Genomic DNA, 12,778 nt, shown 5'->3' with positions numbered 1-12,778 from the left:
CATACGTAGGCGGATGAACCAGAATCTCAGAGACGCGTTCGAGAGAACGGTTCGGTGTCACTCGTCGACGACGGCGATCGTCACCGAGGATGGGCAGTCGCAGACGTACGGGGAGCTGGACGACCGCACGACGCGGCTGGCGAACGCGTTGGCCGAGCGCGCTCCGGGCCGGCGGCTCGCAACGCTTGCGGTCAACGGGCCGGCGGCGATCGAAGCGATGCTCGCGAGCCAGAAACGCGGGGTTGGAAACGTCCAACTCCCGTTTCGGGAGAGCCCCGGCGCACTGGCGTCGATGCTTGAGCCGACCGATGCGGGCGTTCTCCTCTTCGACGATGCGAACGCCGAGAAAGCGCTATCGGTACTCGACCGCGTCCCGTTCGAGCGAGCGATACACGCCGGCGAGAAATCGATCGATCGCGACGGCGTTCTCGACTACGACGTACTCCTCTCCGACGCCTCGACCGAGCCGGTCGAACCGCAACCGGAGGGCGAACACGGCGTCTTCTACACGAGCGGGACGACGAGCACGCCGAAGGCCGTGCTGTTCGACCAGGAACAGCTGTGGTACGGCAGCGCGCAGGTCGTCATGGAGATGGGAATCGAACAGACGGACACGGCGCTGGTGACGACGCCGTGGTATCACATGGTCACCTCCGACGCCTGGATCCTTCCGCATATCCAGGCCGGAGCGACGATGGTCGTCCAGTCCGATTTCGATCCGGACGAGGCGCTCCAACTCATCGAGGAACACGACGTGACGGGAATGCTCGCGGTTCCGACGCAGTTACACGCGCTTGCGGACACGCAGGCCGACGCGGGGTACGACATCGAGACGCTCTCGTACATCCGCACCGGCGGCTCGATCGTCACGGACGGTCTCATCGAGAAGGCTGCCGAATACTTGACCGAGGGCGTGTACAACACCTACGGGCTGACCGAAGGCGGGCCCAACCTGACGTTCGCACACCCCTCCGCCCAGGAGGACCACCCGGGAACGATCGGCACCGAGTCGTTCACGTGTGAACTCCGGGTCGTGGAAGCCACCGAACCCGACGAAGACCCTGATCCGACCGCGACCGTCGACCCGGGCGAGACGGGCGAGATACTCATACGGAATCCGGGAATGTGCGACGGGTACCTGGATCGTCCCGAGGAGACCGACCGCCTGTTGATCGACGGCTGGCTTCGAACCGGCGACTGCGCGACGGTCGACGAGGACGGCTACCTGTACATCGTCGGCCGCGTCGATAATATGATCGTCAGCGGCGGCGAGAACGTCTATCCGGAGGACGTCGAGGGCGTCGTCGAAACGCACGACTCGATCGACGAAGCCGTCGTCGTCGGCGTCGAAGACGAACGCTGGGGCCACCGCGTCGGTTGCGTCATCTACACCGAAAGTGCAGACGTCGACGTCGACGACCTCGATCAATTCTGTAAGGACCACGACCAGCTCGCGAACTTCAAGCGCCCGCGCGAGTACGCAGTGGCGACCGAACCGCTTCCCCGAACGGACACCGGAACGGTCGAACGCGAGACGGTTTCAGCCGAGTTCTTCGATGGCTAAGGGAACTCTCGTCCGGTCGGGTGTTCGGATCGGAACCCCCGAATACCGGTCCCGACAGTAGATTTATCGTCGATCTCGAACGAATTGGAAACCGATGCACACCGAACTACTCCCCGACGTGTACGATCTGACCCTGCAGGACGACGGGGCGGCGCGGTATCGCGCGTTCCTCTTCGATTCGGAGACCCCAACGCTCGTCGATACGGGGCTACCGGGGACGACCGACGCGCTCTTCGAGGCGGTCGACGCGGTCGGAATCGAGCCGGAACGCGTGATTATTACCCACGGGGACGGCGACCACGTCGGCGGCCTCGAAGCCGTCGTCGACAGCTACCCCGTTCGGACCTACGTGCCCGAGGTGACCGATGTCGACACTGAACTCGTCGACGAACGCTACGCCGACGGGGCCGAAATCGGCCCGTTCACGGCCGTCCACGTGCCGGGTCACACGCCCGACCACCACGCCCTGATCGACGAGGCCAACGACCGCGCGGTCCTGGGCGACGCCGTCTTCGGTGCCGACGCGCGCGGCCTGCCGGACGGACACTTCGTCCTCCCGCCGGCCGTCTTCACCGAGGACCTGCTCGCAGCCGACGAGAACCTGGAACGGCTCCTCGACTACGAGTTCAGCGCGGGACTCGTCTTCCACGGGTCGTCTGTTCGCTCGGACGCCAGGGAGAAACTCGAGGCGTTCGTCGAGTTCGACGGCAAACCGGAGTGAGCAGGCGACAGCCGGTCGGTCGACCCGAACCTGGTCGGTTCGGAGACGGCGGGACGTCCGGTTTGCCCCCTCTCCGCGTTCGGCTGCGGTCGGCGAGCGGCGCATCGTTATCGTCCGAGACTACACGCGGGGAAAACGTTTTCACGCCGTTGAAACAACACGGTTGCCATGGCTGTACAAGACGTATTCGACCCCAGCGGGATCGCCGTCGTCGGGGCGTCCGACACGCCGGGAAAGATGGGGTACGAAGCCGTACAGAATGCGATCGAATTCGACGGACCGGTCTATCCGGTCAACCCCTCCGCCTCGGGGTCGGTGTTCGGCCGGGAGTTCCTCGACTCGGTGGGAGCCATCGACGGTCCCGTCGACCTCGCGCTCGTCTGCGTTCCGGCACCGGTCGTGCCGAGCGTTATCGCGGAGTGCGGCGAAGCGGGAATCGGCGGGGCGGTCATCTTCGCCGGCGGGTTCGCCGAAGCGGGAGCGGACGGCGAGCAGTTGCAGGACGAACTCGTCGCGGCGGCGACCGAGGGCGAGAACGAAGTCGACCTCCTCGGACCGAACACGAGCGGCTTTCTGGTTCCCGACGAGAGCCTGTACGCGACGTTTGCGACGGGCATCGAGACGGTTCCGGCGGGGAACCTGGCGATCGTCGCACAGAGCGGCGGGCTGGCCTACTCGCTCGCGTTTCAGGCGGAAAACCGCGGAATCGGCGTCTCTGCGATGGTCGGCCTCGGCAATCGGGCGACGGTCGGCTTCGGCGAGGCAATCGCGTACTTCGACGGCGATGACCGAACCGATGCAATACTGCTGCACGTCGAAGGGGCGGACGATGCGCGCGACCTCCTCGAAACCTGCCGGGCCGTGGAAACGCCGGTTCTCGCATACAACGTCGGCGAGGAGGACGTCGGCGACTTCGCCGAATCCCACACGGGAGCGCTGACCGGTCGATACGAACTTTACGAGGCCGGGTTCGCCCAGTACGGCGTGCCGACCGTCCGGTCGACGGCCGAACTACTCGACGGCGGACGCGCGCTCGCGACCTGTCCCCGACCCGACGGGCCGAACGTCGGCGTCGTGACCGCGCAGGCGGGACCGGGCATCGCCATCGCGGACCGACTGAAGGCCGCCGGTGCGACGCTGCCCTCGCTCGACCCGGAGACGCAAGCCGTCATCGAGGACATCCTCCCCGGAATCACCTTCTCCGCGAATCCGGTCGACACTGGGCGACCGATGCCCGCCTTCGGCGACGTCGTCGCCGCCGTCGCACGCGACGATACCATCGACATCGTCCTCGTCTACGAACTGTACGAGGGCGGCATCGGCTACCCGACCGAGACGCTCGAGGAACTCGTCAGCGCGGTCGACAAACCGATCGTCTTCGCCACCGGCGGCCCCGACGACACTCTGCGCGAGACCCTTCCTGAACTCGAGGCGCTCGGCGTGCCGACCTACCGAACGCCGGAGGCCGGCGCGGACGCCGTCGCCGCGCTCGTCCGGGCCGCGAAACGAACCCGGGCCCCTGATGCCGTGAGCCCCGGCGCAGAGGTGAGTCGATGACCAACCCCCTCACACCCGTCGACGCGGCGTTGACGGATGGCCGGACCGCGCTGACCGAATCCGAAGCGAAAACCGTAATCGCCGATCGGGGGCTTGTAACCCCGACGGGTGAACTCGTGCGCGCTCCCGATGCGGCCGTCGAAGCGGCCGAGCGACTCGGTTTCCCCGTCGTCGCGAAGGTCGCCGCGCCGTCGGTCCAGCACAAGAGCGAGTGGGCCGGCGGCGTCGGCGTGAACGTGAACCTCGGCGATGCCGATGCCGTTCGAACGGCCGCAACGCAAATCTTCGATGCCGCGTCCGACCGGGATCTCGATGCAGCAGTCCTCATCGAAGAAGGGATCGACATCGAGGCCGGCCTCGAAGTAATCGTCGGTGCCACGCGAGACCCGTCGTTCGGCCCGACCGTCCTCGTCGGTCTCGGCGGAATCGCCGTCGAAATCCTTCAGGACACGAGCCACAGAATCGCCCCGGTCTCGACGGCGACGGCACTCGAGATGACGCGTGAACTCGAGGCCTCGCCGCTGTTCGACGGCTACCGCGGATCTCCGGCAGTCGACCGGGAAGCGGTCGCCGAGGCGATCGTCGCCGTCGGCGATCTAGTGGCCGAACGCGAGGCGATCCGCGAAGTCGAGATCAATCCGCTGCTCGCGAGACCGGACGGAGCGGTCGCCCTCGACGCGCTCGTCTCGCTCGACAGCGAAGTGCACGGCGACGGAGACCATCGCAGTGGGCGGAGACAAAACCGGTCGTGACTCTGGCGGCGTTGCGAGACAGAGAACGAACGAAACGGCTGGATCGCACGCGTCGGCGGTCGAACGCGGTCGACTACTCGTTTAGCTGGCTCTTCTCCACGTCGACGTCCTCGAAGGAACGGTCGCGCTCGGTCACGTCGACGACCATCGATCCGACGCTCTCGATTTCGGCGTCGATCGTATCCCCACCGGTAATCGCGCTGACGCCTTCCGGCGTACCGGTAGTGATGACGTCGCCGGCTTCGATCGTCGCACCGATCGAGGCGTACTCGACGATGTCAGCACAGCTGTAGATCATTTCGCCCGTGTTCTCCTGCTGGCGGGTCTCGCCGTTGAGCTGCAGTTCCATCTCGAGGTCGTGCGGGTCGCCGATTTCGTCCGGCGTCGCGACGCAGGGGCCGATGATCGTGAAGGTGTCGTAGGACTTGCGGTTCGAGCGGTCCTGATCGCCACGAACCGAGACGTCGAGCAGGATCGTGTACCCCAGAATGGCGTCCCAGACATCGTCGCTGTCGATATCTTTGACATCCTCGCCCATGACGAACGCGAGTTCGATCTCGTGGTCGACGCGGCGGTCGCTGAACGGTACTTCGATGCCGTCGTCCGGGCCAGCGACGCTCGAGGGAGCCTTGAGGAAGTAGCCCTTGTCCTCGATGGTGAACCACTCCTGGGTGACGATGTCTTTGTCCGCGAGGGCCTCCTCGACGTGGTTCTCGTAGTTCAGCGGCGCGGCGATGACCTTTCCGGGGCGGCGGACGGGCGATTCGATGCGTACCTCGCCGCGGTCGTAGTCCGCGTCGGCGTCGCTGAACTCGCTCGCGTCGAGATCGCGGGTCGCGTACTCCCGGAGCGGGTCGTTCGTCTCGAGTCCGAGGCGGTCGGTGACGTCTACGATGCCGTCGTCGGTCAACAGGCCGAGCCTGTCGTCGTTGAATCGGACAAGTCGCATAGTACATGCACTGCGATACGCCCACATAAATCATCCTTTCTCGTCTACTACCCGTTCGGCGGTCTGTGAGACACAGACCGGGGAGCGAACGGCCGCAGTTACAGCCATCTACGACAGCGATGGTGCCTCCAACACACTTATGGTATCGTTCATCAAACATGCGACTATGGCAGAACAAGAGCCAGAGGAACTCCTGGAGTTGAGTTCCGACACGCGGAGCACCCTCGAGCAACACAACCTCCGCCCGCTCTGGGAAGTAGAAGACGACATGGGGCATCTCCTCGACGACCTCGAAGCGGACATCTGGAAGTGGGAGGACATCCAGGCTGCTATCGACGGCATCGAGGCGGACGTGCCGATCGCCGACCTTCCCCCGGGCTTCCAGCGACGGGTTGCGGTGCCGATCAACGCCGAACACGCGATTTCGAACACGATCTACGTCGGCGTGCAGACGGTCTCGCCCGGCGAAACCGCTCCCTCCCACCGCCACGCAGCAAGCGCCCTTCGGTTCACCATCGACGGCCACGAGGACATGAAGACGGTCGTCGCCGGCGAGGAGTTCCCGATGAAGGACAACGACCTCGTCACCACGCCGCAGTGGGAGTGGCACGACCACATCAACGACTCCGACGAGACGGCCGCCTGGCTCGACGTGCTCGACCTGCCGCTGTTCCTGGATACGCTGAACAACACGCACGTCTTCGAGAATCACGAACTCGAACGCCAGCCGGTGACGAAGTCGCAGGGATACTGGGCCTCCCAGTACGGGCGCGGGCGTCCCGCCGCCGAGCAAAAAGACGGCTCCATTCCCGGCCCGTTCGAAGGGAATCAGGAGCCGACGCCGCCGTATCGCTTCGGGTGGGACGAGATGGAAGCGTCGCTCCGTCAGCGCGCGGACAATGACGAGCCGGACCCCTACGACGGCTACAGCCTCGCGTACGTCAATCCGGCCACGGGGGAGGAGCCGCTGTTCCCGACCATGTCGTTCCGGGCGCAGCTGCTAAACGACGGGCCGACGGACGCACACTTCCACAACGCGACGGAAGTCTACTTCGTCATCGAGGGGGAGGGCGCGACTCACGTCGACGGCGAGACCCTCGAATGGGGGCAATGGGACATTTTCGTCGTGCCGCCGGACGCTCCCCATCACCACGAACCGGACGATGAAGCGATCCTCCTCGGCATGACCGATCGCCCGATTCTGGAGGCGATGAACTTCTACGCCGAAGCCGGCATTGACGACTAATTTGATCCGGACTCGGAACTCGTCCGTGCAAGTTCCGCTCCCCACCTCGCGTATGGGTCCGCAGTGGCTGGCGGCAAACGAGGCAGTACTCTTATAGATTGTCGCCCCTAGCGTCTTCGTATGGCCGAGTTCGAGAATCCGTACGTCGAGGAAGATCCGTTCGTCCGAGCGCACTTCGACTGTCTGGACTGCGGGGGAAAGCTCTGGGAATACGCGGTCCAGGGACAGATGGTCTGCGAGGAGTGTTACGGCGTCTTCCCGTCGGAGCAGGTGTTCGACGCCACCGTCGAACGGACTGCGGACTGAGACCGACTCCGGTCGCGTGTCTGCACGGGCCAACATTTCGAGTTCACCGTCGCATTCGACTGGGAGCTCGAGTTCCGAGTTCAGTGTCGGGATATGTCGTCTCCAGCCAGCCGCCGCGACGCGAGATTCGAAATCTCAATATCCAGATAGAGCCGCCGTTGAGCCGGTAACACCGGTGTCCACTCTGCAAACATTGATCTGCTTGCCGCCGAATGGAATGGTATGGGGCAACAGATGGAGTCTCCGTACGGCATCGATGCGGACTGGGATCAGTTGTACATCGACGGAGAGTGGCGAGAAGCGGCGAGTGGGACGACGATCGACGTGGCGGATCCGTCGACGCGAGAGACCGTCGCGACGGTGCCGGCCGGAACCGAGGCCGACGTCGATGCGGCCTACGAGACGGCCGCCGAGGCGCAGGACGAGTGGGCACAAACGCCGCCGGCCCGACGGCAAGAAGTCGTCCAGGAGATGCTGGGGCTGCTCGATGACCATCGCGAGCAGATCATCGACCTGCTGGCCCACGAGGCTGGCGGGACGCGGGGAATGGGCGAAACGTCCCTCCAGCTAGCGTCGGACCAAGCCGCCGAAGCGGCGACGCTGCCCCGCCGAATGAAAGGCGAGCACGCCGCGTCGAACGTTCCCGGCAAAGAGAACATCGTTCAGCGCGTTCCCAAGGGCGTCGTCACGGTGATTTCGCCGTGGAACTTCCCGTTGAACCTCTCGATGCGCGCCGTCGCGCCGGCGATCGCCGCGGGCAACGCGGTCGTCCTCAAACCCGCGACGAACACGCCGATCGTCGGCGGCCTCCTGTTCGCACGCCTGTTCGAAGCCGCCGGACTGCCCGAAGGCGTGTTAAACGTCGTCACCGGCCGCGGCTCCGAGATCGGCGATCGCGTCGCGAGCCACCCCGAGAGCGACGTCGTCGCCTTCACCGGTTCCACCGCGGTCGGTCGCCGCGTCGCCGCGGCCGCCGGCGAGAACCTCGCGGTCCCCGCGATGGAACTCGGCGGCAACAACGCCCACATCGTCACCGACGCGGCCGATGTCGACGCAGCCGTCGACGCCGCCGCGTTCGGGAGCTTCGTCCACCAGGGGCAGGTGTGTATCTCTATCAATCGCCACCTCGTCCACGAGGATATCTACGACGAGTACGTCACGAAACTGACCGACCGCGCCGAGCGTCTACCGGTCGGCAGCGCGCACGAGGAGACGGTCGTCGGCCCGATCATCGACGAGTCCCAGCGCGACGAAATGCTCGAGTACGTCGAGCGGACGATCGACGCCGGTGCGACCCTCGAAACCGGCGGCGAAACGGTCGAACTGGAGGGCGTCGACGACTCGCTGGTCGTCGCGCCGACCGTGCTCTCGGGCGTGACGAACGACATGCCGGCCGCCTGCAACGAGCACTTCGGTCCCATCGCGCCGGTCATCCCGTTCTCGACCGTCGACGAAGCAGTTGAACTCGCCAATGCCACGGCGTACGGCCTGTCCGGTTCGGTTCACGCCGGCGACGTCGGCGCGGGCAAACGAATCGCCGACCAGCTGGAGACCGGCATGGTCCACGTCAACGACCAACCGATCAACGACGAGGCGCACGTCCCGTTCGGCGGCACCGGAGCCTCCGGTGTCGGCGGCTACAATAGCGAGGCCTTCCTGGACGAGATCACCGAGCAAAAGTGGATTTCGCTCCAGCACGAACCCCGCGAGTTCCCGTTCTGATCGGCGAGCACAAGACAGAACGGACGACGAAAAACGGGCGGTCGGCGGGCCCGCTTTCTCACGGGGCAGCGGGCTGGCACGCGAGGCGGTACCCGAGCCGGGTCGACGCGGGCGATAATGGAATGGATTTACAACACCCGACCGCCAAGTGAGTCCATGGCACTCGAAAGCGACGTGAGAGCAGCCGCCGAACGACGTGACGACCTTCCGACCGCCGCGGACGTACACGACCCCGATACCGAGATTCCACTCACCGACCTGTTCGATGCGGAGTTCGTCCAGGCCCGCACCGAGTTCAGTTCGTTCAATGACCTGGTTGCGGCGAGTCCCAGTCCCGCCGACGCCGCGGCCGAACTCGAGACCGTTTCGGAGGGCGAGTGGGACGAGTTCGTCGCGGAGACGACCGACTTCGCGGATGAGAAGGCGTTGGTGCTGGCTGCGCGCGATCACTGGGTCGGCAAGCAACTTGAACTCGTCTGAGTTGGTCCAGGTATCGGCGTCTCTGGAGTGACGGTGACGAGTTTGTGAAAACGTGTAACGGTCCGCGTATTCGGTGAACCGATGACGACTCGGGAGTCAGTAGTTCCCGGTCGACACGATCGGCGGCGTCCCGTGTGGACCGTACGGGGCGTCGTCGAGCCACTCGCCCGCAGTCTCGAACTGGTCGGCGAGCGAAGCCGCTGCCTCCTTCTGTAACACCGTCACCGGATCCTCGCCCTGGAGGTATTCGAGCGCCTGTCCCGCCGCGTTGAGATTGAACTCGGCGGCTTTCTCGCGCCGGGCCGCGTACAGTTCAACCTCGTCGCGGACGACCGCGTCGGTCTTCGCATCGATAGCAGCCGCAATCGCCGAAGCTGCCTCGTCCGCGTCGGCAATGCCCGAGTTCATCCCGCGAGCACCGAAGGGCGCGAGCAGGTGCGCCGCTTCGCCGGCGAGCAGCACCCGGCGGTCGTCGTCGATGAAGGTGTCAGCCATCACCTGGAGGAAGTAGTAACTCGAGACCCACTGCAGGTTGTCCTCGTAGCGCTCGCCCATGATGTCGCGGATGAACTCGCGCATCCGCTCTTCGCTGCTGAGTTCCTCGGGGTCGTCGCCCTCGATGCACTGAATGTCGAGTCGCCAACCGCCGGTGAAGGGGACGAGCAACACGTTGCGGCCATCGGCCGCGGGCGCGTCGTAGTGGAACACCCGCTCGAGTTCGCGTTGTTCGTCTTCGATCTCCTCGATGTCGGCGATGAGGAAGGCGTTCTCGGACTGGTCGCCCTCGAAGTTCGCGCCGATCTCCTTGCGAACGGTCGAACCGCCGCCGTCCGCGCCGATCAGGAACTCGCCGCGCCATTCGCGGCCGTCGGCCGTTTCGACGCGGACGCCGTCGGGTGAGGACTCGACGGTAGTGACCTCGGCATCCCAGTGAATGTCGATGCCGGCCTCGGCAAGCGCGTCGTGCATGTAGTCCTCGGTGACGACCTGCGGGACGCTGGTAAAGTGTGGAATGTCACCCGAACCGCCGGGAGAGTCGTACGTTCGGCTGAACACTTCCGCACCCCGGAAGAGCGTGCGTCGCGTCGGCCAGACGAGCCCCTCGTCGACGAGGTCGGTACCGAGCCCCGGATGAACTCGTTCGAGCGTCCGGAGCGTGGACCCGTGGACGTAGATGGCGCGACTGCCGGAACGATCTCGGTCCGCAGATTCGGCTTCGAGAATCGTTGCATCGATTCCTCGCGCGTGTAAGGCGAGTGCTGCGCTCATTCCGACCGGTCCAGCGCCGGCTATCAGTACGGGAGATGCCGTCGTATCACCGCTCATACTACGAGTGGTTGGGGCAAACCATGATAATTGTTGTGGTCGCTCACTGCGTCCGAGTAAGGGTGGAGACATCTGCCGACGAGGTTCGAAGCACGCACGCGACCATGGGTACGTGCAGTGACCAGCGCAGGCCAACCGGAAGGCGAGACCAGTGACGGCGTTCTACAGTCAGAACGGGCCGAGTCCCACCACGGCGGCCCGAGCGAGTCACACCCTGTGCGTTACAGCGGTATGTGCGTAAAATCTGACCGTTTGTCCGATGGTAACTGCTCTCGGATGATATCCGCGCACATACGACGCGTGTATTACAAAAATTCAAAATAATTCTACCTAGATACCGATTTCACAGATTCCGTCCCTATTAACGAGAATTGTAATCCGTGGTCGGACGGAGACGCGTTCGCCGTTACTCACGACCGGGATCGAGTACATCGGTTGTCCGTGCGACCAGTTCGACGCCGGTTATCGGCTCGGCGTGAGAAGACAATGTGTGACGAAACGACACTATTGGTGTGAGTTGGTCAGTAACAACCACTCATGATCGGTGACTTTATTGTTAATGAAAAATACCCTCGGACCATGTTCGGGAGGACCGCGTGGGAGAGTGACGAACACATGTCCGGAGAGAACGCCGAGCCGGAGGACAAAACGATCGACAACGTGACGCTGATCGAGAAGCGTCCGCAGCCGTTATTACGGTTCATTCTCGCCTTCGGGATCGGATCGTTCTTCTTTCTGTTTCCGATCGAGTGGGACGGACAGACGACGATCCCGCTCGATGTCGTCGTCGGTCTCATTCAGGAGTCGTACCCGTATCTCGTGGAAGTATTTACGTTCGGCTTGATTCTCGGCGGCGGTCTCTTGACGAGCGTCTCGATGCTTCACTATCAGGGACTCGTGACGATCGATCAACAACTTGTCGATCGATTGGAACTTGACTACTGGCAGACCTCGACGGTATTCTGGGTGCTTCGGCTGCTCGGAATCGTCGTTGCCGCGCCGATCCTGCTCAGAACCGGCCCGGAATGGCTTCTCAGCGACAATACCTCCGGTGTCGTCTGGGGCGGCCTCCTGTTGACGATCGCGCTCGTGATTCCGATCGGGGCGATGTTCGTCAACCTGCTCGCCGAACTCGGCGGCCTCCAGTTCGTCGGCACGCTGTCTCAGCCGGTGATGCGGCCCCTGTTCAACCTCCCCGGCCGCGCGGCCTTGGACAGCGCGGCGTCCTGGCTCGGGTCGTTCAGTATCGGCTACTACCTCACGCGAAACGTCTTCGACCGAGGCGGCTACAACAAACGCGAGGTCTTTGCGATCTGCACCTGTTTCGCGACGGGAAACCTGGGAACGGTCGGCGCGATCGCGGCCGTGCTCGACATCCTGCACATCTTCCCGATCGTCGTCTTCCTCTACCTGATCAGCGTCATCGCAACGGCGGTCATCCTCGTTCGCGTGCCGCCGCTGTCGACCGTTCCAAACGAGTACGTCGCGACCCCAGATCCCGAACCGGAGTTCCGCGGCTCGGTCGGCGATTACATCCGGTTCGCGTTCAACGAGGCGGTCAGAACCGCCGAACAGGGGGCCTCGATTCCGCGGTCCGCGGTTGAAGGACTCATCGACGGGATGAAGCTGACGGCGATGATGCTTGGAACAATCCTCTCGATCGGGATCACCGTCGTGACGCTCAACGAGTACACGTCCGTCTTCGAAGTGATCTCGCAGCCGCTGGTCCCCGTCCTGGCGGCCCTGAGTATTCCGGACCCGCAGATAGCCGCCTCGGCGATCATCATCGGCGGCGCGGAGATGTTCATCGCCGCGACGCTCGTCGTCGGCACCGACGTGATCACGAAAGCGTTCGTCGTGATCGTCGTGAGTTCGCAGGCGATCTTCTTCGCCGCGTCGGCCCCGATGATGGTTGACATGTTCGACGACATTCCGATCCGGTTCCGGGACCTCTTCGTGCTGTTCGTCATGCGAACGGCCCTCCTCATTCCGATCACCGCAGCCCTGGTTCACGCTGCAGCGTTTGTCGGCCTCCTGTGATGACGAACACGACACGGCAATCTGCGTTCGAGGACGCACAAGACGAACCCACGCAGTTCAGAACCGAAGAAACGAAGAACCGAAAAACGACGACGGCTGTCTGAACTCGGACGAG

The 12,778-nt window shown here is 64.1% G+C and carries 11 protein-coding genes; 9 read left to right on the top strand and 2 right to left on the bottom strand.

Annotated elements, in window-relative coordinates:
• The first annotated feature begins 13 nt into the window (after positions 1-13).
• The 4 genes from C484_RS00350 (at position 14) to C484_RS00335 (ending at position 4,594) form a co-directional block, all read left to right on the top strand.
• Positions 14-1,564: a class I adenylate-forming enzyme family protein gene (locus C484_RS00350; RefSeq protein ID WP_006823988.1), complete on the top strand. Its 1,551-nt coding sequence runs from the start codon at positions 14-16 to the stop codon at positions 1,562-1,564.
• Positions 1,565-1,658: 94 nt separating this feature from the next.
• A complete protein-coding gene (locus tag C484_RS00345) occupies positions 1,659-2,285 on the top strand; it encodes an MBL fold metallo-hydrolase (protein WP_006823987.1) in 627 nt (208 codons plus the stop codon).
• A gap of 168 nt (positions 2,286-2,453) precedes the next feature.
• Positions 2,454-3,842, top strand: a complete 1,389-nt coding sequence (locus C484_RS00340; RefSeq protein ID WP_006823986.1) for a CoA-binding protein — start codon at positions 2,454-2,456, stop codon at positions 3,840-3,842.
• Entirely contained in the window at positions 3,839-4,594 is a 756-nt protein-coding gene (locus tag C484_RS00335) for an acetate--CoA ligase family protein (RefSeq protein ID WP_006823985.1), read from the top strand. Before C484_RS00340 ends, C484_RS00335 begins: the two co-directional genes overlap by 4 nt.
• A gap of 73 nt (positions 4,595-4,667) precedes the next feature.
• Here C484_RS00335 and C484_RS00330 read toward each other — a convergent pair whose 3' ends face one another.
• On the bottom strand, positions 4,668-5,543 hold the full coding sequence (locus tag C484_RS00330; protein WP_006823984.1) for a fumarylacetoacetate hydrolase family protein: 876 nt from the start codon (positions 5,541-5,543) through the stop codon (positions 4,668-4,670).
• Positions 5,544-5,709: 166 nt separating this feature from the next.
• Between C484_RS00330 and C484_RS00325 the strand changes: the two genes are divergently transcribed.
• The 4 genes from C484_RS00325 to C484_RS00310 all read left to right on the top strand — a co-directional run bounded on the left by C484_RS00325 (position 5,710) and on the right by C484_RS00310 (position 9,297).
• Positions 5,710-6,789: a cupin domain-containing protein gene (locus C484_RS00325; RefSeq protein ID WP_006823983.1), complete on the top strand. Its 1,080-nt coding sequence runs from the start codon at positions 5,710-5,712 to the stop codon at positions 6,787-6,789.
• Positions 6,790-6,909: 120 nt separating this feature from the next.
• The gene (locus C484_RS00320; protein WP_006823982.1) at positions 6,910-7,095 is read left to right on the top strand and encodes a hypothetical protein; all 186 of its coding nucleotides are present in this window, start codon (positions 6,910-6,912) and stop codon (positions 7,093-7,095) included.
• A gap of 222 nt (positions 7,096-7,317) precedes the next feature.
• Entirely contained in the window at positions 7,318-8,817 is a 1,500-nt protein-coding gene (locus C484_RS00315) for an aldehyde dehydrogenase family protein (RefSeq protein WP_049914925.1), read from the top strand.
• A gap of 156 nt (positions 8,818-8,973) precedes the next feature.
• Positions 8,974-9,297, top strand: a complete 324-nt coding sequence (locus C484_RS00310; protein ID WP_006823980.1) for a hypothetical protein — start codon at positions 8,974-8,976, stop codon at positions 9,295-9,297.
• Positions 9,298-9,393: 96 nt separating this feature from the next.
• Here the strand turns inward: C484_RS00310 and C484_RS00305 are convergent, their stop codons facing one another.
• Complete coding sequence (locus tag C484_RS00305) at positions 9,394-10,623, bottom strand: FAD-dependent monooxygenase (protein WP_083867252.1); 1,230 nt, start codon at positions 10,621-10,623, stop codon at positions 9,394-9,396.
• A 579-nt stretch (positions 10,624-11,202) separates the two neighbouring features.
• Here C484_RS00305 and C484_RS00300 point away from each other — a divergent pair.
• On the top strand, positions 11,203-12,663 hold the full coding sequence (locus tag C484_RS00300) for a YjiH family protein (RefSeq protein WP_006823978.1): 1,461 nt from the start codon (positions 11,203-11,205) through the stop codon (positions 12,661-12,663).
• Positions 12,664-12,778: the final 115 nt, after the last annotated feature.

This window comes from Natrialba taiwanensis DSM 12281 (genome assembly GCF_000337595.1).
Lineage (GTDB): Archaea > Halobacteriota > Halobacteria > Halobacteriales > Natrialbaceae > Natrialba > Natrialba taiwanensis.
Note: the sequence above shows the minus strand (reverse complement) of the source record. Positions and strands in the feature narration are given on the sequence as shown.